Source organism: Mycobacterium sp. SMC-4 (assembly GCF_025263265.1).
Lineage (GTDB): Bacteria > Actinomycetota > Actinomycetes > Mycobacteriales > Mycobacteriaceae > Mycobacterium.
Genome location: NZ_CP079869.1, coordinates 2614490 through 2638817, shown reverse-complemented (window position 1 = coordinate 2638817; position 24328 = coordinate 2614490). Strand labels below are relative to the sequence as shown.

General features: G+C 66.1%; 18 protein-coding genes and 1 pseudogene. 6 read left to right on the top strand and 13 right to left on the bottom strand.

The genetic code is table 11. The features are described from left to right. The first annotated feature begins 6 nt into the window (after positions 1-6). Genes cydD through KXD98_RS12765 form a run of 3 tightly spaced genes read left to right on the top strand, consistent with a single transcriptional unit; the run spans position 7 to position 3519 of the window. The gene (gene cydD, locus KXD98_RS12775; protein ID WP_260765169.1) at positions 7-1569 is read left to right on the top strand and encodes a thiol reductant ABC exporter subunit CydD; all 1563 of its coding nucleotides are present in this window, start codon (positions 7-9) and stop codon (positions 1567-1569) included. Further along, positions 1556-3037 carry an ATP-binding cassette domain-containing protein gene (locus tag KXD98_RS12770; protein ID WP_396883020.1) on the top strand — a complete coding sequence of 494 codons (1482 nt, stop codon included), beginning with the start codon at positions 1556-1558 and terminating at the stop codon, positions 3035-3037. Before cydD ends, KXD98_RS12770 begins: the two co-directional genes overlap by 14 nt. After that, complete coding sequence (locus tag KXD98_RS12765; protein WP_260764750.1) at positions 3034-3519, top strand: DUF4190 domain-containing protein; 486 nt, start codon at positions 3034-3036, stop codon at positions 3517-3519. Before KXD98_RS12770 ends, KXD98_RS12765 begins: the two co-directional genes overlap by 4 nt. Here KXD98_RS12765 and KXD98_RS12760 read toward each other — a convergent pair. The 7 genes from KXD98_RS12760 to KXD98_RS12730 all read right to left on the bottom strand — a co-directional run bounded on the left by KXD98_RS12760 (position 3497) and on the right by KXD98_RS12730 (position 13914). Next, positions 3497-4396: an acyl-CoA thioesterase II gene (locus KXD98_RS12760; protein ID WP_260764749.1), complete on the bottom strand. Its 900-nt coding sequence runs from the start codon at positions 4394-4396 to the stop codon at positions 3497-3499. The two genes, KXD98_RS12765 and KXD98_RS12760, sit on opposite strands and share 23 nt — an antisense overlap. Positions 4397-4425: 29 nt before the next feature. After that, positions 4426-5418: an IS481 family transposase gene (locus tag KXD98_RS12755; protein WP_260764748.1), complete on the bottom strand. Its 993-nt coding sequence runs from the start codon at positions 5416-5418 to the stop codon at positions 4426-4428. Positions 5419-5543: 125 nt separating this feature from the next. Continuing rightward, a complete protein-coding gene (gene pyk / locus KXD98_RS12750; RefSeq protein ID WP_260764747.1) occupies positions 5544-6962 on the bottom strand; it encodes a pyruvate kinase in 1419 nt (472 codons plus the stop codon). 27 nt (positions 6963-6989) lie between these two features. Continuing rightward, positions 6990-8498 (bottom strand): glutamate synthase subunit beta, encoded by a 1509-nt coding sequence (locus KXD98_RS12745; RefSeq protein WP_260764745.1) that lies wholly within the window; start codon positions 8496-8498, stop codon positions 6990-6992. Continuing rightward, complete coding sequence (gene gltB / locus KXD98_RS12740) at positions 8491-13047, bottom strand: glutamate synthase large subunit (RefSeq protein ID WP_260764744.1); 4557 nt, start codon at positions 13045-13047, stop codon at positions 8491-8493. Before gltB ends, KXD98_RS12745 begins: the two co-directional genes overlap by 8 nt. A gap of 80 nt (positions 13048-13127) precedes the next feature. Next, positions 13128-13538: a DUF2752 domain-containing protein gene (locus tag KXD98_RS12735; RefSeq protein WP_260764743.1), complete on the bottom strand. Its 411-nt coding sequence runs from the start codon at positions 13536-13538 to the stop codon at positions 13128-13130. Beyond that, on the bottom strand, positions 13528-13914 hold the full coding sequence (locus KXD98_RS12730; protein ID WP_260764742.1) for an NINE protein: 387 nt from the start codon (positions 13912-13914) through the stop codon (positions 13528-13530). Before KXD98_RS12730 ends, KXD98_RS12735 begins: the two co-directional genes overlap by 11 nt. Positions 13915-14107: 193 nt before the next feature. On the opposite strand from KXD98_RS12730, the gene KXD98_RS12725 reads away from it, so the two are divergent. Next, on the top strand, positions 14108-14638 hold the full coding sequence (locus tag KXD98_RS12725; RefSeq protein ID WP_260764741.1) for a DUF3558 family protein: 531 nt from the start codon (positions 14108-14110) through the stop codon (positions 14636-14638). Positions 14639-14672: 34 nt separating this feature from the next. On the opposite strand, the gene KXD98_RS12720 is transcribed toward KXD98_RS12725, so the two are convergent. Continuing rightward, positions 14673-15347: a hypothetical protein gene (locus KXD98_RS12720; RefSeq protein ID WP_260764740.1), complete on the bottom strand. Its 675-nt coding sequence runs from the start codon at positions 15345-15347 to the stop codon at positions 14673-14675. Positions 15348-15710: 363 nt separating this feature from the next. Between KXD98_RS12720 and KXD98_RS12715 the strand changes: the two genes are divergently transcribed. Beyond that, positions 15711-16022 (top strand): DUF732 domain-containing protein, encoded by a 312-nt coding sequence (locus KXD98_RS12715; RefSeq protein WP_260764739.1) that lies wholly within the window; start codon positions 15711-15713, stop codon positions 16020-16022. A 27-nt stretch (positions 16023-16049) separates the two neighbouring features. Here the strand turns inward: KXD98_RS12715 and KXD98_RS12710 are convergent, their stop codons facing one another. Next, on the bottom strand, positions 16050-18806 hold the full coding sequence (locus KXD98_RS12710) for a LuxR family transcriptional regulator (RefSeq protein ID WP_260764735.1): 2757 nt from the start codon (positions 18804-18806) through the stop codon (positions 16050-16052). A 158-nt stretch (positions 18807-18964) separates the two neighbouring features. On the opposite strand from KXD98_RS12710, the gene KXD98_RS12705 reads away from it, so the two are divergent. Further along, complete coding sequence (locus tag KXD98_RS12705; protein ID WP_260764734.1) at positions 18965-19249, top strand: hypothetical protein; 285 nt, start codon at positions 18965-18967, stop codon at positions 19247-19249. 1327 nt (positions 19250-20576) lie between these two features. Here KXD98_RS12705 and lgt read toward each other — a convergent pair. The 4 genes and pseudogenes from lgt to trpC all read right to left on the bottom strand — a co-directional run. Beyond that, positions 20577-21426 (bottom strand): annotated as a pseudogene (gene lgt / locus KXD98_RS28540) (prolipoprotein diacylglyceryl transferase); the annotation flags it as partial. Positions 21427-21434: 8 nt separating this feature from the next. Continuing rightward, on the bottom strand, positions 21435-22223 hold the full coding sequence (gene trpA, locus KXD98_RS12695) for a tryptophan synthase subunit alpha (RefSeq protein WP_260764732.1): 789 nt from the start codon (positions 22221-22223) through the stop codon (positions 21435-21437). Further along, positions 22220-23482 carry a tryptophan synthase subunit beta gene (trpB, locus tag KXD98_RS12690; protein ID WP_260764730.1) on the bottom strand — a complete coding sequence of 421 codons (1263 nt, stop codon included), beginning with the start codon at positions 23480-23482 and terminating at the stop codon, positions 22220-22222. Before trpB ends, trpA begins: the two co-directional genes overlap by 4 nt. Next, positions 23483-24301 carry an indole-3-glycerol phosphate synthase TrpC gene (gene trpC / locus KXD98_RS12685; protein ID WP_260764728.1) on the bottom strand — a complete coding sequence of 273 codons (819 nt, stop codon included), beginning with the start codon at positions 24299-24301 and terminating at the stop codon, positions 23483-23485. It abuts the gene before it with no gap. Positions 24302-24328: the final 27 nt, after the last annotated feature.

Below are 24328 nucleotides of genomic sequence, written 5' to 3'. Positions count from 1 at the left end.
GCGGCGATGCGCCGATTCTTGGCGGCGACCACCGCGTGCGGCCTACTCATCGCGGGCGCCACGATCGCCTCGGCCGTGGTACTCGCCGGCATCGTGGCGCGGGTCATCAGTGATCCCGCCGCTCGCTCGTGGGACGCGCTCGGTCCCTCGATCCTGATCCTGTTGGTGCTGTGGTCTGTTCGCACGCTCGCCCAGTGGCTGCAGGGCAGGCTTTCCCAGCGCGGAGCCAGTTCGGTGATCGCCGACCTCACCGAACAGGTGCTGGTCACCGCCACCGCAGGGCCGCCGCGCGAACTCGCCCGTCGACGCGACGACGCCGCCACGTTGATCACCCGGGGTCTCGACGGTTTGCGGGTGTACTTCGCCACCTACCTGCCGTCACTGTTTCTGGCCGCCGTCCTCACACCCGCCACCGCGCTGGTGATCGCTGTGATCGATTGGCAGTCAGCGGCAATAGTGCTGATCGCGCTACCGCTGATCCCGATCTTCATGGTGCTGATCGGCCTGGCCACCACGGATCGTTCGGCGGCGGCGTTGGCCGCGATGACCACGCTGCAGGCCCGGCTGCTCGACCTGCTAGCCGGCCTACCGACACTGCGGGCACTGGGCCGCGCCGAAGGTTCGGTGACCCAGATCGCCGAACTCAATGCGACACACCGTCGTTCGGCGATGGCCACCATGCGGATCGCTTTCTTGTCTGCGCTGGTGCTCGAGTTGCTCGCAACCCTGGGCGTAGCGCTGGTGGCGGTGAGCGTGGGCATGCGCCTGGTGTACGGTCACATACCGCTACAGACGGCTCTGACCGCACTTCTCCTGGCGCCAGAGGTGTTCTGGCCGCTGCGTCGCGTGGGCGCCGCATTCCACTCCGCTCAGGACGGAAAGACCGCCGTCGCGGCTGCCTTCGACTTCATCGACACGGCGACACCCGTCGTATCGGGCACCGCGGCACCGCACGGCAGCGCGCACACCGTGCAGGCCGACAGCCCGTCCCTGTCGGCGGTCCCGGGGCACGTGACAGTGATCACCGGGCCCAACGGGGCAGGTAAGTCGACGTTGCTGCAGGCCGTGCTCGGACTGAATCCACCGACGTCGGGACGCGTCCGTGTCGACGGCATCGACATCGGCGAGCTGGACCTGAACCGGTGGTGGTCAGAGGTGGCCTGGTTGGCGCACCGACCCGTCCTGATTCCTGGCACGATACGCGAGAACCTCGAACTCTTCGGGCCGCTACGCGACGTGCCCAGCGCCTGTCGGGCAGCGTGTTTCGACGAGGTGCTCACCGATCTGCCTCGTGGGCTGGACACCGTCGTCGGCCGCGACGGCGTCGGGCTGTCGCTCGGCCAGCGACAGCGACTCGGCCTGGCCCGCGTTCTCGGCTCGGCCGCCGCAGTGCTGTTGCTCGACGAGCCCACCGCCCATCTCGACGAGGCCACCGAGGGCCGTGTTCTGGAATCGATCGCCGAGCGCGCAGCCCGCGGCGCCACGGTCATCGTCGTGGGCCACCGGGCCCCGGTGTTGGCCATCGCCGACACCATCGTCGACATGGGGGGTGTCGGTGTCGCGCCCTGATCCTCTGCTGCTGGCTTGGCCGCTGATGCGCCCGCGTCTGCCCCGGGTGGCGATGGCGGTGATGTTCGGTGCGGTATCGCTGGGCAGCGCGCTCGCCCTTGCCGGGGTATCGGCGTGGCTGATCACCCGGGCCTGGCAGATGCCGCCCGTGCTGGACCTCACCGTCGCCGTGGTCGCTGTGCGCGCACTGGGAATCTCGCGGGGCCTGCTCGGATACTGCGAGCGTCTGGCATCGCACGACACCGCACTGCGGGCCGCGGGTTGTGCCCGTGAGCAGCTGTTCGCACGGTTGGCCACCGCACCGGTCGACGCCGTGTTGCGCCGGCACAGCGGTGAGCTGACAGCCCGCGCCGGCGCGGGCGTCGACGAGCTTTCCGACGTCCTGGTGCGCGCCGTGGTCCCGATCGGGGTGGCCGCCGTCCTCGGGGCCGCCGCCGCCGCGACGATCGCGCTCATCTCCCCTGCCGCCGCCGTCGTGCTCGCGCTGAGCATGTTGTTGGCCGGTGTCGCCGCGCCGGCCATCGCAGCACGTGCCACCACCTCGACCGAACGTATTGCTGCAGAGCATCATTCGCAACGCGACAGCGCGGCACTACTGGCCCTCGAGCATGCCCCTGAGCTGCGGGTCAGCGGCCGCCTGGCCGATGTCATCGCCCAGGCCGGTGACGAACAGCGGCGGTGGGGACGGGCGATGGACCGCGCCGCAGCGCCTGCCGCATGGGCAGCGGCGACGCCCACGGCAGCGATCGGGGTCAGTGTGCTCGGCGCGTTGCTTGCGGGAATCGCCCTGGCGGACACGGTTGCTCCGACCACCGTCGCCATTCTGATGCTGCTTCCGCTGTCCGCGTTCGAAGCCAGCACAGCCCTGCCGGGAGCCGCGGTGGCGCTGACGCGGGCCCGCATCGCCGCACGGCGTGTGCTCGAGCTCACCGACGACATCGAGGGTGACGACCGACGCCGCCCGGTCGTGGCGCCGCTGGACCTTCGCCCCGGCGATCGGCTCGCCGTCGTCGGGCCCAGTGGATGCGGAAAGACGACGCTGCTCATGCAGACCGACGGCACATTCTTCGCCGAAGACGCCCACGTGTTCGCCACCACCGTGCGCGACAACCTCCTGGTGGCCCGCGGCGACGCTACCGACGACGAACTGCGCGCCGCCCTGGCCCGGGTGGGTCTGCAGTCCTGGCTGGCGGGACTGGCGGATGGCCTGTCCACGGTGCTCGTTGGCGGCGCAACCGCGATGTCGGCGGGGCAGCGGCGCAGACTGCTGCTGGCCAGGGCGATCGTCTCGGACGCACCCACGGTGTTGCTCGACGAGCCCACCGAACACCTGGATGCACGAGACGCCGCCCACATCCTGACTGACCTGCTGACCCCCGGTCGGATGTTCGGACCCGATCGCACCGTGGTCGTGGCTACTCATCACCTGCCGGAAAGCCTCGCTGTGCGAGTAATCTCGCCCCTATGAGCGAACCGCCGCCGCCACCACCGCATTACGGGCCGACCCCGGGGGGCTATCCACCGCCACCGCCGATGCAGTACGGGGGCTATCCACCACCGATGCCGGTCGCACCGAAGAACGGGCTGGGCATCGCGGCGCTGGTGCTCGCGATCGTGGGTCTGGTGCTGTGCTGGACTGTCGCCGGTGGCATCATCTTGGGCCTGTGCGCGGTGATCATCGGGTTTGTCGCTCGCGGCCGGGTCAAGCGCGGTGAGGCCACCAACGGTGGCGTGGCGATTGCCGGCGTCGTCTTGGGGATCGTGGCGATCGTGGCGGCCCTGGTGTTCATTCCGATCTACATCGGGCTGTTCAACCAGGTCGGCGGCACTGATTACGTCGATTGTCTGAGCCGAGCCGGCGCCGACTCCGAGGCGGCGCAGCGGTGCGCAGACGAATTCAGTCAGCGCGTCGAGGAAAAGTTCTCGATCACGATGACGCCGAACCCGTAGCCCGATTCGGGAAGTACTTGACTATCCCCTCCTGTACGACCGTGGCGAGCAGCTGACCTTGCTGGTCGAAGAAGTGCCCGCCGCCGAGTCCGCGGGATTCTGCGGCCACCGGCGACGCCGTGGCGTAGAGCACCCACTGGTCGAAATGCACCGGCCGGTGGAACCACACGGAGTGGTTTGCGCTGACCGCGAAGATGCGGTCATGGCCCCACGACAACCCGTGTGTGGTGATGATCGAGTCCAAGACCGTGGTGTCCGATGAATAGACCATCGCGGCGGCGTGCAGCACCGGGTCGTCGGGCATGACACCCTGGGCCTTCATCCACACCCGGTTGTGGTCGAGACTCTCGCCCTTGTCTCGCATGATCCACGCCGGGTCGTTGGCGTAGCGCCACTCGATGGGACGCAACGCGTCGACGAAGTGCGGGACCACTTCTTCGTAGCCGGTGAGCAGGTCGTCGATCGGCGGCAGTGTCTCGGGGTCGGCGGTAGCCGGCGCGCCGACGCCGTGTTCGAGTCCACGCCCTCCGGTCAGGTAGGACACCATGGCCGTGGTGAGCAGCTGCCCACCCTGCATGACATCGACACGTCGGTTGGCGAACCGTCGCTCGTCGCGCAGGCGCACCACATGAAACTCCAGGTCGAACTGTGGGTCGCCGCCGGCGATGAAATGCACCGACATCGCGCTGGGAGCCACCGGGTGGCTCAGGCTGCGGCTGGCCGCGACGAACGCCTGGGCCATCATCTGGCCACCGAAGGTTCGAACAGGGTTCTTGCTCGGGTGCCCGCCGAGGTAAACGTCCTCGTCGCGCTGCTCGAGATCCAGGATCGCCAGTAGTTCGTCGAAGTCACTGCGGGGCGACCCGGCCTCCGACACCACCAACCTCCTCTTTGCGGCGCCCGCCGCTAGATGTACTGCCCAGGCAGGTTGATCAATCGGGTGATGGGTGGGACCTTGCCGATCGCCGAGTGTTGCCGATGGTGATTGTAGGTGTGTAGCCAGCCTGGCAGTGCTGAGCGACGGGTGCGTTCGTCGCGGTAGTGGCGGGCAAACGCCCATTCGTTGGCCATCGTGCGGTGAAATCTCTCGATCTTGCCGTTGGTCTGCGGCCGGTAGGGCCGAGTGCGGACGTGTTTGATCTGCAGCTCGGCGCAGGTATCGCGCCAGACGAAGGAGCGGTAGCAGCCACCATTGTCGGAGAGCACTCGACTGACCGTGACTCCGCGAGCGGCGAACCACCCCACGGCGCGTCGTAATACCGCGGCGGCTGTAGTGGCCGTTTCATCGTCGTGAATCTCGGCGTAAGCAACCCGTGAGTGATCGTCGATCACGGTGTGCACGAATGCATGTCCGATCAGCTCGTGGTGGTACTTGCTGCGAGCCTTGCCCGGGGTTAGGCGTCGATTCTTCCCGCCTTGCGCGCGACCGACGAAGCGCCATCCGCCGCCGAAGGGGATGTTGCCGAGCTTCTTGACATCAACGTGAATCATTGCGCCGGGCTGGCCATGTTCGTACCGACGGATCATCTCGCCGGTGCGAATATCGACGTGTGACAGATGGTTCAGGCGGCACCGCACCAGTACGGCATGCACGGTAGACGCGGCCATCGACAGTCGCGACGCGATCGCCAGCGGTGAGAGCCGATGTCTCCATCGCAGCTCAACGATCTTGCGCACAATTGCCGAAGGTGTGCGATGGGGGCAGTGATGGGGCCGGCTGGATCGATCTGCCATGCCCGCCGGACCCATTTCCAGATAACGGACCGCCCAGCGTTTGGCCGTCGGCCAGGACACGTGGAAGTGCTCGGCGGCCCGAACGATCGGCCAGCCCTCGTCGACGATCAGACGAGCGAGCATCAAGCGCCCGCGCGGAGTCAGAACAGCGTTAGCGTGGACCACGAAGGTCTCCTGTTCGTTGAAGTGAAGTGGTAGCAGCTCCACTCCACGACAGGAGACCTTCGCCGATCAACGATCGCTATAGCGCGTCGTCACACTTTCTCAACCAACCTGCCTGGGCAGTACACCTAGACGTCATCCTCTCCGATTCGGTGTACGTGAATCAGATTCGTGGAGCCTACTGTGCCCGGCGGAGCGCCCGCGACGATGACCACCAGGTCGCCACGCTTATAACGGCCCATCTCCAGCATCGACTGATCGACCTGGCGGATCATGCCGTCGGTGGTGTCGATGTGCGACACGATGAAGGTCTCGGTGCCCCAGGTCAGCGCAAGCTGGCTGCGAATCTCCGGTAGCGCGGTGAACGCCAGAACCGGCAGCGGGGTGTGCAGCCGGGCCAGGCGGCGCACCGTGTCCCCGGATTGGGTAAAGGCCACCAACGCCTTGGCGTCGAGTCGTTCGCCGATATCGCGGGCGGCGTAGGAGATGACCCCGCGCTTGGTGCGCGGTACATGGGTCAACGGCGGCGCGGCCACGGAGTTTTCTTCAACAGCCGAGATGATGCGCGCCATCGTCTTGACCGTCTCGAACGGATACTTGCCCACCGACGTCTCCCCGGAGAGCATGACCGCGTCGGCGCCGTCGAGCACCGCGTTGGCGACGTCGGAGGCCTCGGCGCGGGTTGGTCGGGAGTTCTCGATCATCGACTCCAGCATCTGGGTCGCCACGATCACCGGTTTCGCGTTCTCCCTTGCCATCTGGATGGCCCGCTTCTGCACCAGCGGCACCTCTTCGAGCGGGAGCTCCACACCGAGATCACCGCGGGCGACCATGATCGCGTCGAAGGCCAACACGATGGCCTCCAGGTTGTCGATGGCCTCAGGTTTCTCCAGTTTCGCGATCACCGGTACCCGGCGGCCCACGCGGTCCATCACCTCGTGGACGAGTTCGACATCGGCGGGCGACCGCACGAACGACAGCGCGACCAGGTCCACGCCCAGACGAACCGCGAACTCGAGGTCCTCGATGTCTTTCTCCGACAGCGCGGGTGCCGAGACGTTCATGCCCGGCAGCGACATGCCCTTGTTGTTGCTGACCTTGCCACCCTCGGTGACGGTGCACACCACGTCGTTGCCCTCGATGTGATCGACGACCAGACCGATGTTGCCGTCGTCGACCAGAACCCGATCACCGGGTTTGGCGTCCTCGGCCAGTCGCTTGTAGGTAGTCGACACCCGGTCGTGATCACCCTCACAATCCTCGACGGTGATCCGCACCGTTTCGCCGGCGTCCCAGAAGGTTGGCCCGTCAGCGAAGCGGCCCAGCCGTATTTTGGGTCCCTGCAGGTCAGCGAGGATTCCGACAGCGCGTCCGGTGGCATCCGAGGCGGCCCGGACCCTCTTGTAGTTGGCTTCGTGATCCGGGTAGTCACCGTGGCTGAAGTTGAGCCGGGCCACGTCCATCCCGCACTCCACGAGCCTGCGGACAGCCTCCTCGGAGGCTGTCGCGGGGCCGAGCGTACAGACGATCTTTCCGCGTCTATTCACGGGACTTGAGCATAGTCGTGTATCGATTCAGACGGCGGTCAGCGGTAGTGCACCCGGCCGGACCGGAGACGGTAGATCAGAATCGCCCATCAGGTAGGCATCCACGGCGTGCGCGGCGCTGCGGCCTTCGGCGATCGCCCAGACGATCAGCGACGCGCCGCGCTGCGCGTCACCGCACACGAACACGCCCGAGACAGAAGTCTGCCAGTCCTGACCGCACTGCACCGTTCCGCGCGGGCTGACCCGGACACCGAGGTCATCGAGAAGTGGCATCTGCTCCACACCCTCGAAACCAATTGCCAACAAGGCCAATTCACAGGGCAGTTGCATCGGTTGACCGACCGGGGTGATGCGGCGCCGGCCATGCTCGTCACGTTCGACGCGCACTTCGGCAATCTCGACGGCCCGCACGCGGCCGTGCTCATCGCCGACGAACCGTTGGACGGCGACCTCGTAGCGGCGATCGCCGCCCTCGGCGTGCGCCGGGGACAGCCGGGTGTGCATCACGATCGGCCAGGTCGGCCACGGGGAACGGGAGTCGTCACGGCGCTGGGGCGGCTCGGGGTTGTAGTCCAGTTGGGTGACCGAACGCGCCCCCTGCCGGTGCGCGGTGCCCAGACAGTCGGCGCCGGTGTCGCCGCCGCCGATGATGACCACGTGCTTGCCGGCCGCGCTGATCGGGCTGGGACCGTCACCTTCACATTCTTTGTTGGCCGGGACTAGATGTTCCATCGCCAGGTGCACACCGTCGAGGTGACGACCTTCGCTTTCGGCATCACGTGCCTTCAGCGCGCCGACGGCAAGGACCACAGCGTCATACTGCGCCTGCAGATGGTCGACGCTGACGTCCACCCCGACCTCGCAATCGGTGACAAACCGTGTCCCCTCGGCACGCATCTGGGCCAGTCGTTGGTTGAGGGTGGACTTCTCCAGCTTGTACTCGGGGATGCCGTAGCGCATCAGGCCGCCGATACGGTCGTCGCGCTCATAGACGGTGACGTCGTGGCCGGCCCGGGTGAGCTGTTGGGCAGCGGCCAGACCCGCCGGACCGGACCCCACCACCGCGACCCGCTTGCCGGTGGCGATGGCCGCCGTCTGGGGCTCGACGAGGCCGTCCATCCAGGCCTGATCGGCGATGGTCTGTTCGATGCGCTTGATGGTCACGCTGCCGCCGGTCTGCTCCTCGGCGATCGACAGCACGCAGGCCGCTTCACACGGTGCGGGGCAGAGCCGGCCGGTGAACTCCGGGAAGTTGTTGGTCGCGTGCAGCCGATCGCTGGCAGCGTCCCACCGTCCGCGGCGGACCAGGTCGTTCCACTCCGGAATGAGATTGCCCAGCGGGCAGCCCGCTGACCCGGAGTGGCAGAACGGGATCCCGCAGTCCATGCAGCGGCGGGCCTGCTGAGACACCTCGCCGGCGCGCTCGTGCGGGTTCTGGCGTTCATACACCTCCCGCCAGTCGCCGACGCGTTCGTCGACCGGTCGTTTGGGCGCGTCGGCCTTACCGACCTCGAGAAATCCGTACGGGTCAGCCACGGCTGGCCTCCATGATGGCGGTATCCACATCGCGACCCTCGGCTTTGGCCATCCGGGTGGCGTGCAGTACGCGCTGGTAGTCGCGCGGCATCACCTTGGTGAACTGTGCACTGCGGCGTGGCCAGTCCGACAGGATCGAGGCGGCCACGGTGCTGCCTGTGTAGCGCACGTGGTCGGCGACCACGTCGTGCAGCCACGACAGGTCCTCGGGTTCGAGCCGTTGCAGCTCCACCATATCGGTGTTGACCCGGCGGGGGTCCAGCCCGAGCACGAAGGCGATGCCGCCGGACATGCCCGCCGCCATGTTGCGCCCGACTCGGCCCAGCACCACCACACGCCCACCGGTCATGTATTCGCAGGCATGGTCACCGACACCTTCGACGACAGCCAACGCTCCGGAGTTGCGGGCAGCGAACCGCTCACCCACCCGACCGCGGAGATAGACCGCACCCGATGTCGCGCCGTAGAGCAATGTGTTGCCGGCGATGACGTTGTCCTCGGGTACGAACAGCACATCATCCTGCGGCTTGACGATCACCCTGCCACCCGAAAGTCCCTTGCCGACATAGTCGTTGGCATCCCCGATCAGCTCCAGAGTGATCCCGGGCGGCAAGAACGCGCCGATCGACTGCCCCGCCGAACCGGTCAACGTGACGTGGATGGTGCCCTCGGGCAGTCCTTGGGCCCCGTAGCGCCGGGTGACCTCACTGCCCAGGAGCGTGCCGACCGTACGGTTGACGTTGCGCACCGGCAGCTCGAGGCGCACCGGGTGGGCGTCTTCCAGGGCGCCTTCGGCGAGCTGAACCAGCGTTTGGTCCAATGCCTCGTCGAGGGCGTGGTCCTGTGCGCGCACCCGTCGGCGCACGGTGGGCTCGGTATCGTCACCTGCGCTCGGCACCGCAAAGATCGGTGTCAGGTCCAGACCGGCACTCTTCCAGTGCGCGACCCCTGTGGCGGTGTCGAGCACCTCGGCATGCCCGACTGCTTCGTCGATGCTGCGGAAACCCAGCTCGGCCAGATACTTTCGAATGTCCTCGGCAACGAAGCGGAAGAAGTTCTCGACGAACTCGGGTTTGCCGTTGAAGCGGTCGCGAAGTTCCGGGTTCTGGGTTGCCACGCCCACCGGGCAGGTGTCGAGGTGACACACCCGCATCATGATGCAGCCGGAGACGACCAATGGAGCAGTGGCGAACCCGTATTCCTCGGCGCCGAGCAGCATGGCGACCATCACGTCCCGTGCCGTGCGCATACCACCGTCGCACTGGACGGTGATGCGATCGCGCAGCCCATTGAGTATCAATGTCTGCTGCGTATCGGCGAGCCCGATCTCCCATGGTGCGCCGGCATGTTTGAGGCTGGTCAGTGGTGCGGCCCCGGTCCCGCCGTCATAGCCCGAGATCAGCACCACGTCGGCGTGGGCTTTGGACACCCCCGCAGCGACCGTCCCGACGCCGACCGAGCTGACGAGCTTGACATGGATGCGGGCGTCGGAGTTGGCGTTCTTCAGGTCGTGGATCAGCTGGGCGAGGTCCTCGATCGAGTAGATGTCGTGGTGCGGCGGAGGGGAGATCAGCCCCACCCCCGGAGTGGAATGCCGGGTCTGGGCGATGTTGGGATACACCTTGTATCCCGGAAGCTGTCCGCCTTCACCAGGTTTGGCGCCTTGGGCCATCTTGATCTGGATATCTGAGGCATTGACCAGGTAGTCGCTGGTGACCCCGAACCTGCCGGAGGCGACTTGCTTGACGGCGCTGCGCCGAACCGGGTCATAGAGCCGGTCGACATCTTCGCCGCCCTCCCCGGAGTTGGATCGACCACCGATGTTGTTCATCGCGATCGCCATCGTCTCGTGGGCCTCCGCCGAAATGGACCCGTAGCTCATCGCACCGGTGTTGAACCGGGTGAGGATGGACTCCACCGGTTCCACTTCGTCCACGGGCACCGACGGGCGCAGATCGGTGCGGAAGGTGAACAGGCCACGAAGTGCGCCACCCTCGCGGGCCAGCCGGTTGACCTCATCGGAGTACTTCTCGAACACCTCGTACCGTCCGGTGCGGGTGGAATGCTGCAGCAGGAACACGACTTCGGGGGTGAAGAGGTGCAGTTCACCCTCTCGCCGATAGGCGTACTCTCCCCCGACCTCGAGGCGGCGGTGCACCCGTTCGGTGGGGTTCTCCGGGTAGGCGCGGCGATGACGAAGTTTGACCTCCTCGGCGATCACCTCCAGACCGATTCCGCCCAGTTGTGTCGGGGTACCGGTGAAGTACTCGTCGATGACGTCCTTGTCGATGCCGATCGCCTCGAATGCCTGTGCTGCGGTGTAGGAAGCGACGGTGGAGATGCCCATCTTGCTCATCACCTTCATCACGCCCTTCCCGAGGGCCTTGAGGTAATTACGCACCGCCGCAGCAGGTTCCACGCCGGTGAGCTCGCCCTCACGGATCAGGTCCTCGATCGACTCGAAGGCCAGGTATGGGTTCACCGCGGCGGCGCCGAAACCGATGAGCATGGCAATGTGGTGTACTTCGCGCGCGTCGCCGCTCTCGACGACGAGACCGACGCTGGTGCGCTGTTTGGTTCGCACCAGGTGGTGATGCACCGCCGATACCGCCAGCAGCGACGGAATCGGGGCCTTCCGATGGTCGGAGTCTCGGTCGGAGATGACCAGCGTGCGCGACCCTTTGGCTATCGCCTCACATGCACGCAGGCGCAGCTCTTCGAGCGCGTCGGCCAGACCTTCGCCGCCTCGCTCGACGTCGTAGAGTGCGCGCAGCACCGTGGAACGCAGCCCGGGATGCTCCCCGTCGTCGTTGATGTGGACGATCTTGTTCAGTTCGTCGTTGTCCAGCACCGGCCAGCGAAGTACGATCTGCCGGCATGACGCCGCGGTGGGTTCCAGCAGGTTCTGTTCTGGCCCCATCACACGGGACATCGACGTGACGATCTCCTCGCGGATGGCGTCCAGAGGTGGATTGGTGACCTGTGCGAAAAGCTCGACGAAGTAGTCGTAGAGCAGCTTCGACCGCTGGGACAGCACAGCGGTCGGGGTGTCGGTGCCCATCGAGCCCAGCGGTTCGGAACCGAGTGCAGCCATCGGGGCCAGTAGGATCCGCAACTCTTCTTCGGTATAGCCGAAGCTGATCTGGCGTCGCACCACCGACTCGTGGTTGGGCTGCACCCGTGCTCGATCAGGCAGCGACTTCAGATCCAGCAGTCCGGCGTGCAGCCACTCACCGTAAGCCTCCGATTCGGCGAGCTCCCTTTTGATCTCGTCGTCGGGCACGATGCGTCCGGCATCGGTGTCGATCAGGAACATCTTGCCCGGCTGCAATCTGCCTTTGGCCACGATCTGCGCCGACGGTACATCGAGAACACCGGTCTCGCTGGCGAGGATGATCCGGTCGTCAAGGGTCCGCCACCACCGACCCGGTCGTAACCCATTGCGGTCCAGTACCGCTCCGACCAACGTGCCGTCGGTGAAGGTGACGCACGCAGGGCCGTCCCACGGCTCCATCACCGAGGCATGAAACTGCCAGAATGCCCGCTCTTGGGCGTCCATGGCGGCATTGTTCTCCCACGCCTCGGGAATCATCATCAGGACCGCGTGCGGCAGGCTGCGTCCACCGAGGTGCAGAAGTTCGAGGACTTCGTCGAAACAAGCCGAGTCCGACGCCCCCGGCGTGCACACCGGCGACAATCGACCGAGGTCCCCGGGGATGAAGGGGCTGTTCAACATCGCTTCGCGGGCGTGCATCCGGTTGCGGTTGCCGCGCACCGTGTTGATCTCACCGTTGTGGGCCACAAACCTAAACGGGTGAGCCAGCGGCCAGGACGGAAAGGTGTTCGTCGAGAACCGGCTGTGCACGATCGCGATGGCACTGACGCAGCGCTCGTCTGTCAGGTCCAGAAAAAACTGCGGCAGCTGCATTGTGGTGAGCATGCCCTTGTAGACCATGGTGCGACTCGACAGCGACGGGAAGTACACGCCGTGCTGTTCGGCTCGCTTACGCAGCGGGTACACGCGGCGGTCGAGCGCCAGTCCACCGATAGGCGTGCCGTCATGGTCGGATGCGGTGACAAACAGCTGGGACATGTGTGGCATGCATCCTCGCGCGCCGGCACCGACGTCGGCTCCGGCGGGATCGACCGGCAGCGCACGCCAGCCCAGGATCTCCAGACCTTCCTCATCGGCGATGCGCTGTATCTGTTCGCGTGCCTCTGTAGCACTGTCCGAGTCGGGTGGAAGAAAGCAGATTCCGGCGGCAAAGGTATTGGTTCCGTCGACAGCTGCGACGGGCAGTTCGAAGTCGACAACCTCGCGCAGCAGTTCGACAGGAAGCTGGATGAGGATGCCTGATCCGTCCCCGCTGGTCGGTTCCGATCCGGCGGCTCCGCGATGTTCGAGGTGTTCAAGCGCGGTGAGTCCATCGGCGACGATGGCGTGGGACCGGCGTCCTTTGACGTCGGCGACCATCGCGACGCCGCACGAATCGGACTCGTTGTCCGGGTGGTACAGACCCTGGGGTTCCGGCAACGCCGAAAAGAGCATGAGCGGGCTCCTCGCAGTCCTGAAGGTTCTTCAGGGACTGCACCGGCCCGTTTGGCGAGTGTATCAGCGCAGGTGCGCAGCTACCCGTCGAGAACGGTGGGGACCAGCGGGAAGCCGGGTAAGTTGCGCACCACGGTCCATGTCACCGTCGCGACAAGAATCACGGTCAGAGTGGTCGAACTCATCGGTGGTTTGTCTCGCTTTTTCTGGGCCACAAACCAGACCGCCAGCAGCGGAAGACCGATGAGCAGGAAAGCGTTGTCGACGAATGCCGCGGCCAGGTCACCGTGGAGCACATCGTGGGTCATCCGCAGGCCGCCGCACGCCGGGCAGTTCCAACCCGTGAGCATTTTGAACGGGCAGGGCGGGAAGACGAAGTCAGGGCTGTGCGGATCGCCGAGACCGACGTAGGCCAAAGCGCCCAGCGTCGCGGCGCCGGCGCCGGCACCTACCAGGTAGCGGGTCGGGGTGCGGCGCGAGTCAGGTCCCATCGCGAAGGGGGCGTCCCTGCGGATCCCGCACCCTGTCGGTCAGGATCAAGACGGCGTCGATGATCCCCCAGATGACAGCACCGATTCCGCACGTGATGATGCCGACCACGAGCTGCGCAACACCCAAGCCGGTGTGGCCCAGATAAATGCGACCGATTCCGACCAGCCCCACGAGGCCGAGAAGCTGAAGCAGCCCGGCGACGAGCTTCGACTTTTCCGAATAGGGCTCGCCGGTCACAGGGTGGCGACCATAGGGCGCCAAGGGGTCACCGTAGCCCGGCGGATACTGGCCAACCGGCGGAGGGTATCCCGGCTGCTGCGGCGGCGGCGCGTACGGGTTGCCGCCTTCATTGCCGCCGAATGGGGGCTCAGTCATGCCCAACAGCATGCCAGAATCGCGGGTGGTTCCGAAGCACACGATGGTCGGGCCGGCGGAAGGCTACGGCCTTGCCGTAGGGGTGTCGGACGTGCGACCCGCCACGGCGATAGGGAAACACCCGATTTCTCCCCCCGTGACACGGGGCTAGCGTCGTCGAGTTCCCATGATGCCCCCGCCGAGGAGACAACCGATGAACGGTCAATCACCCGCGTTACCCGCCGCCGTATCGGTTGTATCGCTGTTCGCCCTGACGAGCTGCAGCACGCACGCAGGCACCGACGGCACGAACGCTGCGTCCGCTGAAGCACCCGCAACCGAGCCAGCCGCCGACTCGGTGGTGATCGATGCGTGTGCGCTGCTGTCGGCGACGGACGTCTCAGCGCTGCTCGGTGCGCCCATCGAGGGACGGTCCACCTCGGCCGATCCCACCATGCCCGGATGCATCTGGGAAAATCCGGACAACTACGAGTCCATCGCGGTAGAACTCGGCAACCCGGGTTCGGCGGGCAACGGCACTCTGGCACCGCCAGAACCCGGGTTTCCCGACATCAGCAGACCGGGTCCGGACGGGATGCGATTTCTGGTCCCGGGACAGGTGGAATTCCCGGCGGGAGGCCGCAACAACATGGTCCAGGTCGCCGTTCTCGGTATGACGGCTGAAGAGTCCGACGCCGCGGCCGTCGACTTGGCGCGAACAATCGGTCCGAAGATCCCGCGCTGACCCCGCGCCCCGATTGGGTCGGGCGCGCCGAGGCTCAGAAGCCCGAGAAGTCCTGCTGCACACGACCGATTTCGACATTCTGACCCTTGAAGTCGGCACGACAGGCGACGACGACGGTGTAGGTCTGACCCGGGAGTGGAGCGGGGAATTCCAGCGGTGTGGTGGCGTTCGGGTTGACCTCGAATTCGCGGTTGACCGGAATGCCCAGGCCATTGACTTCCCGGGCGTTGTACGTGCACTGCGCCCGCAGGTTCGATGTGTTTCCCACGGTCACCTTGGCGCGCAGCCCCTCCTTCTTGATGCTCAGAGTGACGGCGTTGGTCGGTGGCTGCTCCACGGGTGGCCGGGGCGGACAGGTCTGGCCGGCCGGAATGGTCGGACCCCCGGTGCACTTGATGGGCCTGTCCGCCTGGTCCGGCGCCGGAGCCGGGGCGGGAGCCGGGGCGGCCGGTTCGCCGAGCGCGAGACTGACAACACTGAACTCCTTGTCGTCATTGCGGATCATGCCCACGCCGAAGTCTTTGTAGCTGCAATTGGTGATCAGCGGGCGCATGATGAGAACGAGGTCGCCGATCGCAAACGATGTCGGGTCTCCTTTGAAGGAGTTCTCGGCTGCCTTGCCCTTGTAGCGGCCGGCAGGGGGAACCCCCGGCGATCGGTTACCCACCAGCGCCTGCGCGTTGCCTTCCAGATCAATGTTGTAATTCAATGCGGGACAGGGTGACCCGCTACGCGCGGCATTGACGGCAGAGCGAATCCCGTCAAGTGGGCTGGCGTGCGCTGTGGGCGCCAACGCCACTCCCGACAGGGCGCAGCCAGCGGCGAAAAGTGCTGCGGATGCGAGGGATACTGTTGATCGAGTGGTGGTCACGGCTTCTCCTGGACGCTTGTTCATCAGCGGGACGACCGTAAGCCCGCCACCCGTACCGACTAAATAGGGTGTTTCCCTACGTCTGCGAGCCACCCGTCGCCGAAGGTCGGCAATAGGGAAACCCCCGATTTAACCGCCGACCGAACCGCATAACGTCGGCGTGACCCAAGCAGTCCCGTCCTCATCATCTGGAGAGTTGACATGCCGCCATTCACGCTTCGTCGCCTCGTTCTGGTCCTGTCCTTTTGCGCTGTGGGCGGTCTGGTGTCCACGTCCACCGCTGACGCCGACCCAGCGACATTCCTCGACGAACTCTCGACGAACGACGTCTGGCTGCCGGGTAAGGACGCGGTCGAAGTTGTCGACGCGGGTTACGCTGCCTGCGCAGAGTTGTCCGATGGCGTCTCGGTCCTCGACGAGATGAGCCGGGTGGAGGCGCTTCACCGGTTCCAGCAGGGCACCCTGTTCGTCAGCGCGGCCACCACCCACCTCTGTCCTGACTTCGCCGGCTAGCACGGGGCGCGACGTGATATCCCGTCGTCAGGAATTGCCTGAGCTCTCAGCCATCCACCGACCGAGTGCGGCGCGCGAGTTGAGGCCGAGCTTGCGATAGATCCGCGAGAGATTGGCCTCGACTGTCTTGGGGCTGATGAACAATGCGGCGGCGACGTCGCGGTTGGTCATTCCGGATGCGGCGAGTTCGGCGACCCGTTGCTCCGACGGGGTGAGGGTGGCGTCGCGGTGTGGGCCGACGTTGGCGCGCCCCAACTCGGTGCGGGCGCGTTCGGCCCACAGTGGGGTGCCGAGGCGCTCGAAGGTCTGCAGTGCTTCGCTCAGCGCTGCAGAGGCGGCTCGGTTGTGCCGCTGCCGTCGTTCGAGCTGGCCCATCAGCAGCTGGGTTCGGGCACGTTCGAATGGCATGGGCAGGCGCCCGTGGTCGGCAATCGCCTGGTGAGCGCTCTGGGCTGCGATGTCGACGTCGCCGCGCGCGGCGAGCAGCATGGCTCTGCAGCGGTGGCCGCAGGCCAGCATCCACGCACGGTCCAGGCGCCGGCCGTCGTTGAGGAAACGCTCGGTCAGGCGTTCGGCGCGATCAAGGTGGCCGAGGGCGATCATGGCCTCGGCGGCGTCGGGAACGAACAATCCGATCATGATCTCCAGAGCCAGCGGTGTGGAGTCGATCAGAGCCAGCGCAGGTTCCATCCCACTCAGAGCGGCGGCATGGTTGCCCAGCGATACCTCCAGGAAACCCAGAGTGGCGATCGGATACCGGGTCATCGGAGGTGCGCCGAGACGTTGCAGCTGCGCCAGCGCTTCCCCAATGCCCTCTCTGGCTGAGCTCTCCTGACCGGCGTACGCGGCAAGGGTCGCCCGCATGGTCAGTCCGATGCACATCGGCTCCGGATCACCCAGCGCGTGGGCCCTCTCCAGCCCATCTTCGGCCAACAGACCGGCACCGGCCAGATCTCCACGCCACAGGACCATCAAGAAGCTGTGAAAATCGATGACGGCAAGTTGATGCTCTTCGCCACGGTCCATCGATCGCCGCCGCACTGCCATCATCGCCTCGTGGCCGCGCTCGAGCTGACCCGTCCACGCGCGCAGCAGGGCATCGTTGGTTGACGCGCGCAAGACCGTCAGAGTGTCCGACTCGGCGTCCTCGAGCGTCAACGCGTGGTCCATCGTCGGTTCGTCGAAACCCCCGCCGGCGGCGAATCGCTGCATCACCTGCAATGCCAACGCAGCGCTCAACAAGTCGGGCCGGTCCAGACCGGAGGCAAGCATCACTGCTTCGTCGATACTCCGGGCAGATTCGGCGAGTTGGGCCGAATTGAGTTGCGCGAACGCCAATAAGACGAGGGCATACGCGCGTCTCGCCGGATCGTCCGCGCACTCGGCCAGCACACGGACGAGCACCGCGATCATCTCCGGAAGGTTCTCCTCGGCGGTGCGAACTCTGGCCAGCAGGGTCAACGCCTCCGCGCGCAGCCGTCCGGACGGCAGCGTCTCGATGATTCGTTCCAGCCGCGCAGCAGCTTCGGTGAAATTCGCGGCGTGCAGGTGGTGTCCTGCGGCCCGGATGCGACGCTCGGGGGTATCGCCACCGAGGCCGATGGCCAAGTCGAGGAGTTCCGCGGCAGTGCCGGGCGCACCGCGGCTGGCTGCCGACACCGCGGCGGCGTCCAGAGAACTCAACGTCTGCTCGTCCGCGGTGGTTGCCGCCAGCGCCAAGTGTCGCGCCTGCAGCTCAGGCTCGGTGACGACACCGGCCAGCCTGGCGTGCATCCGTCGGCGTTGAGGCCCGGCAGTGTCGGCGTAGATGCCGGCCGCCAACAGGGGATGCGAGAAACGGACCTGCTGATTCTCGTAGTGGATGAGCCCGTGCGCTTCGGCCTTTCCGAGTATTTCCACGAGACGCGACGAAGAGACATTCATTGCTCTTGCCAGGAGGTCGAACGTCGGCGCGCCGACACAGGCCACGGCAAGCAGCGCTTCCCGGGTATCGTCTTCGACTCCACCGACTCGATTCCTTACCAAATCGGAAAGCGTTGTACGCAAGGAGATCTCGCTTGAGTTGTGAGAGTGGGCCAACTGTAGCGCGTAGAACGGGTTGCCCCCGGAGATGTCGTGGATGCGCACCATCGCCGGACGCGGCAGCGACAGATTGAGCCGTTGGGCGACAATCGTCCGCAGTGCCCCCAAGCTCAGTGGCCCGAGCGTCAGTCGACCGCAGGAATCCGGGCGGGGCAACTGCTCTCCGATGAAGTCGACCGCCGGGATCGTGCCGCTACGCACCGCCGCGAGGATCCCGACAGCGCCCGAAAGCCGCCGCGCGGCGAACGCGACGACCGCAGCACTGGAGGTATCGAGCCACTGCAAATCGTCGACGCCGATCAACACCGGCCCGGCATCGGCCAGCAGTTCGATCACCGAGAGGAACGCTGCGGCCACCACCCGAGGATCGGTCGCCTCGTCGCTGGGGTGAGATCGAAGCAACACGCGGTCCAACGCACGTCTCTGCGGGTCAGGCAGGGCGTTGATCACCGCAGCGTCGACCCTGCTGAGCAGGTCGGCCAGGGAGACATACGCCAACGCCGATTCGGTCTGCGCCGGGCGGGTGGCCAGCACCTGGAAACTCCGCTCGCTGGCCTGTTGGAGGCCCGCCAACCACATGGTGGTCTTCCCGATGCCCGCTTCGCCCTCGATCAGCAAGCTGGTGGGTTCGCGAGCCGCAGCGTCGATGAACGCGGCGAGTGCCGCGTATTCCACATCACGGCTCACCACCCCCGCTGTCACCTCGGGATCATGTCACAACCCCACACGTCTCGTTACGGTCGGAAAATGCTTTCGCTGCAGGTCGCAGGTCCACGAGACACCAACGAGGGAACGCCGATGGCGCCTTGATAGGGAATCGCCCGATTTAGCTGCCTGCCACACCGAATAATCTCGGACCGGTGAGCGCGCCGGAACCGTGTTATCTGGTCGAGTGGTATCAGCCGGCGGCCGTACGCGAATCACTGGAACTGACGACTGCCATCCTGGAAGCGAGTGCTGCCGCCATATCCGCCCTCGGCACGACCATCACACTGACAGCCATGATCGTCGTTCCTGCAGACGAGGTACTTTTCGGGGTCTTCAGCGCAGGCTCGGCCGATTCGGTCTCCCACGTCTGTCGGCACGCCGGATTGCCCGCCGACCGGCTCACCGCGGCGACCGATATTCGTCTCGGGCCTGGCTAGCGGTTTCGACGTCTGCGCAACCATTGTCGGACACGTCCGCCACCGTAGGATGAGCTCACCGTCGGCAAGGGCGGCGAAGTGGGACGTTCAGGTTGCTCGGCAGGGTCACCGGCGGTCTCCGAAACGGCCGCCTCACCGTCACTGTGATCGACGACCGCTGTCCCGGTAAGCGCTTCGGCAGTATCCTCGCCCGCGGCTGGCGGGACCTCACTACCGGCGGGATCCTCACTGGAACGGATTTCGTCGTCAGCACCGGGCTCCTCATCAGCCTCGGCCACGGCATCAGCATCGGCCTCGGCAGATTCGGTGTCCGGAGCAGACTCCTCCTCCGACGGGGGTTCACCACCATCGGTCTCCTCGGCATCCTCAGCACCGGCCAACGCCTCCGCAGCATCCTCACCCTCGGCCACCGGCACCTCCTCGGCTACCGACTCCTCACCGGCGACCGACTCCTCATCAGCCTCGGCCACGGCATCAGCATCGGCCCCGGCAGATTCGGTGTCCGGAGCAGACTCCTCCTCCGACGGGGGTTCACCACCATCGGTCTCCTCGGCATCCTCAGCACCGGCCAACGCCTCCGCAGCATCCTCACCCTCGGCCACCGGCACCTCCTCGGCTACCGACTCCTCACCGGCGACCGACTCCTCATCAGCCTCGGCCACGGCATCAGCATCGGCCTCGGCAGATTCGGTGTTCGGAGCAGACTCCTCCTCCGACGGGGGTTCACCACCATCGGTCTCCTCGGCATCCTCAGCACCGGCCAACGCCTCCGCAGCATCCTCACCCTCGACAACGGGCACCTCATCGCTGACTGACTCGGTGTCGGCGACCGACTCCTCGTCTCGTTCAGACTCGCCGGCATCGTCAACGGGGATCTCGTCGTCGAGCTTCTCGACGGCCGGTTGCAGCTGTCCCTCGCTCGCGGCGTCACGACCGGAGACAGCCTCCAGCATGTGCTCGGCTTCGTCGCCCTCCACGGCCCCGACTCCACCGGCATCTGTCTGCGCTTCGGCCTCCGGCGCGTCGGCGAAGACGGGCCCACGCTGCTCGGCAGAGTCACCCCCGGCATCGTCTTCACCGGCGGCCTCGCTTGCCAATGCTTCGGCATCGGCTTCGCCGGCCAAGGCAGCCTCGTGGGCGTCCGGCGCGTCGTCCACTGCTTCGGCGAGCTCGTCCTCCTCGACCGACCCGACACCACCGACATCGTCGGTATCGGATTGGGCCTCTTCTCGGTCTTCCTCAGCAGCCACCGCAGCCGCCGCCACGACACCAGTCGTGGAAGCCCCCACCGCGAGGTCCTTGACTACGTCCTCGGCCGAGGCCTGCTGTGTCCCGCGCAACATCGCCGGGTCTTCGCGGCCCCGCGGAGCAGCCATGATGTAGACCACAGCGCCGATGAACACGAAAGTCGCGGTAAACGAGTTGATCCGGACACCGGCGATTTCGGTCGCGAAGTCGCTGCGCAGCAACTCGATCCAGAATCGGCCGACGCAGTACCCCGCGACGTACAGCGCAAAGAGTCGGCCGTGACCGATCCTGAAACGCCGATCGATGACCAACAGCGCGACGAAGACCAACAGGTTCCACAGCAGCTCGTAGAGGAAAGTCGGGTGCACGACCTCCAGCAGCTGACCGGTCGAGACCCCGTTGAGGAAGTCGACAGCACCGGCGGCATTACGGCGCTCGTAGATCTCCAACCCCCACGGCAGCGTTGTTTCGCGCCCGTAGAGTTCCTGATTGAAATAGTTGCCGAGACGGCCGAGCGCCTGCGCCAGAATGATGCCCGGCGCAATGGCGTCGCCGAACGCCGGTAGCGGGATTCCCGCTCTGCGGCAGCCAATCCAGGCACCGACGCCGCCCAGCGCGACTGCGCCCCAGATCCCCAGGCCGCCGTCCCAGATCCGCAGCGCAGCGACGAAACCGGCTCCCCCCGGGCCGAAGTAGGTACTCCAGTCGGTCAGCACGTGATAAAGACGGCCGCCGATCAAGCCGAACGTCACGGCCCACAACGCGATGTCGTAGACCATGCCGGGCTCACCGCCTCGGGCCACCCACCGCCGATCGCCGATCACCAACGCCGCGATGATGCCGGCGATGATGAACAGCGCGTACGCGCGTACCGGGAACGGACCCAGATACCAGACACCCTGAGGGGGGCTCGGGAACGAAGCCAGCAGCGTCGTGGTCACGCAGTGACCCTCTGCCGCACTCCGTCCGCCAACTCCGCGGTCAGCGTGCGCATCGCCGGCATACCGTCGGTCAGCGCGGACACCAGCGCCGAACCGACGATCACACCGTCAGCGTACGCGCCGATCTCGGCTGCCTGCTCACGCGAGCGCACCCCGAGGCCCACTCCGACCGGAATGTCGGCAACCTCCTTGATGCGACGCACGAGCTCCGGTGCGGTATCGGAAACCGCGTCACGTGCCCCGGTAACACCCATCGTGGACGCCGCGTAGACGAACCCGCGCGACGCCTGCACCGTTTGGGCCAGACGTTCAGGTGTCGAAGACGGTGCCACCAGGAAGATTCGATCGAGGTTGTGCGCCTCCGACGCGGCCATCCACTCATCGGCCTCGTCGGGAATCAGATCAGGAGTGATGATGCCCAGCCCGCCGGCGGACGCGAGGTCGCGGGCAAAGGTGTCGACGCCTTTGCGCAGCACCAGATTCCAATAGCTCATCACCACTGCGTTGCCGCCGGCGTTGCTGATCGCCTCTACCGCGCTCAACGCGTCCCGAACCCGCACGCCCCCGCGCAGCGCCACCTCGGTGGCCGCAGCGATCGTCGGGCCATCCATTCCCGGGTCGGAGTAGGCGATACCCACCTCGACGATGTCGCATCCCGACTCGACCAGTGCGGTCATCGCCGAAATCGAAGTCGGCACATCTGGATATCCCGTCGGCAGGTAGCCGATGAGTGCAGCGCGTTCCTCGGCCCGACAGGATTCGAACACTCCCGAGAGGCGGCTCACGACGGCCCACCGTCAAGAAGCCCGAACCACTTGGCAGCCGTCTCGACATCTTTGTCGCCGCGGCCCGACAGATTCACCAGGATCATCGCTCCGGGCCCAAGTTCGGGACCCAATTTCAACGCGCCGGCCACGGCGTGAGCCGACTCGATCGCCGGGATGATCCCCTCGGTGCGGCTGAGCAGCGACAGCGCATCCATGGCTTCGCTGTCGGTGATCGGCTGGTATCGAGCACGCCCGACATCCTTGAGCAGAGCATGCTCAGGCCCCACCCCGGGGTAGTCCAAACCCGCTGAGATCGAATGTGATTCGATCGTCTGGCCATCTTCGTCCTGAAGCAGGTAGGAATACGACCCTTGAAACGCCCCGGGTGAACCGCCGGTGAAAGTCGCGGCATGACGCCCGGTTTCGACGCCGTCGCCCGCGGCCTCGTAGCCGATCAGCTGTACACCGGGGTCATCGATGAACGCGTGGAAGATGCCGATCGCGTTGGATCCACCCCCGACGCACGCGACCACCGCGTCGGGCAGCCGTCCCGCCTGATCCAGCATCTGCGCCCGCGCCTCCATCCCGATCACGCGCTGAAAATCGCGCACCATCATCGGGAACGGGTGCGGACCCGCCGCCGTGCCGAAGCAGTAGTAGGTGTTGTCGGCATTGGTGACCCAATCGCGGAACGTGTCGTTGATCGCGTCCTTGAGCGTCTTGGACCCCGACTCGACAGAAACCACCGTCGCCCCGAGCAGGCGCATCCGTGCCACGTTCAAGGCCTGCCGCGCCGTGTCGACCGCACCCATATAGATGACGCACTCGAGCCCCAGCAACGCGCAGGCCGTCGCGGTGGCCACGCCATGTTGTCCGGCGCCGGTCTCGGCGATCACGCGGGTCTTACCCATCTGACGCGCTAGCAGCGCCTGGCCCAGCACATTGTTGATCTTGTGTGAGCCGGTGTGGTTGAGGTCCTCTCGTTTGAGGAACACCCTGGCCCCGCCGGCGTGGTCGCGAAGCCGCTCAGCCTCATACAGCGGTGACGGTCGTCCGGCGTAATGCCGTTGCAGCCGGTCCAGTTCATCGAGGAAAGTCTGATCGCCGCGCGCCTTCTCGTAGGCGGCGGTGACCTCTTCGATCACCGCCATCAGCGCCTCGGGCACGTAACGGCCACCGTAAACGCCGAAATGTCCGCGCGCGTCCGGGTCGTGGGCAGTCGGTTCGGCGACCGCCGCGCTGGCACGCGGCAGGTCGACACCGGTCAGCTCGTTCACCTAACGGGCAGGTTTCGGGCACGACGGATGCGTACCGGCCGTGACGAGGTCGGCGACGGCGCTGCGAGGATCACCGCTGGTGACCAGTCCCTCCCCGACCAGCACTGCGTCGGCTCCGGCCCCCGCATATCCGAGCAGATCAGCGGTGCCCCGCACACCGGACTCCGCGACCCGGATCACGTTGCTCGGCAGTCCGGGCGCGATGCGCGAGAAGGTGCTGCGATCAACTTCCAGAGTCTTCAGATTGCGTGCGTTGACGCCGATGACCTTCGCGCCGGCCTCCAGCGCCCGATCTGCCTCCTCCTCGGTATGCACCTCGACCAAGGCGGTCATACCGAGGGACTCCGTGCGTTCGAGCAGCGACTCCAGCGCCGGTTGCTCGAGTGCAGCCACGATCAGCAGAAGCATGTCGGCGCCATGAGCCCGCGCTTCGTGAATCTGGTAGGGCCAGACGATGAAATCTTTGCGCAGCACCGGGATCGACACCGCGGCACGGACCGCGTCGAGGTCATCGAGCGACCCATGGAAGCGCCGCTGTTCGGTCAACACGCTGATGACCCTCGCGCCGCCATCCTGATACGCCCTCGCGAGCTCGGCTGGGTCGGCGATGGCCGCAAGTTCACCGCGTGACGGGCTGGCACGCTTGACCTCGGCGATCACCGCGATACCCGGCGCCCGCAGCGCACTCAGCACATCCAGAGGCGCCGGCGCCTTCTTTGCCCGCTCCTTGATCTCGGCCAAACTCACCACGGCCTCGCGAGCGGCAACGTCGGCACGGACCCCTTCGAGGATGGAGTCGAGCACGGTCGCCGAACCCATAGGCGTCGCTTCCCTTCCCCTGACAGC

Bases quoted from the DNA above. Each gene is read 5' to 3' on its own strand.
- cydD (WP_260765169.1), top strand. From the start codon at position 7: ATGCGCCGATTCTTGGCGGCGACCACCGCGTGCGGCCTACTCATCGCG.
- KXD98_RS12765 (WP_260764750.1), top strand. From the start codon at position 3,034: ATGAGCGAACCGCCGCCGCCACCACCGCATTACGGGCCGACCCCGGGG.
- gltB (WP_260764744.1), bottom strand. From the start codon at position 13,047: ATGCTCTTTTCGGCGTTGCCGGAACCCCAGGGTCTGTACCACCCGGAC.
- KXD98_RS12735 (WP_260764743.1), bottom strand. From the start codon at position 13,538: ATGGGACCTGACTCGCGCCGCACCCCGACCCGCTACCTGGTAGGTGCC.
- KXD98_RS12730 (WP_260764742.1), bottom strand. From the start codon at position 13,914: ATGACTGAGCCCCCATTCGGCGGCAATGAAGGCGGCAACCCGTACGCG.
- KXD98_RS12725 (WP_260764741.1), top strand. From the start codon at position 14,108: ATGAACGGTCAATCACCCGCGTTACCCGCCGCCGTATCGGTTGTATCG.
- KXD98_RS12715 (WP_260764739.1), top strand. From the start codon at position 15,711: ATGCCGCCATTCACGCTTCGTCGCCTCGTTCTGGTCCTGTCCTTTTGC.
- trpC (WP_260764728.1), bottom strand. From the start codon at position 24,301: ATGGGTTCGGCGACCGTGCTCGACTCCATCCTCGAAGGGGTCCGTGCC.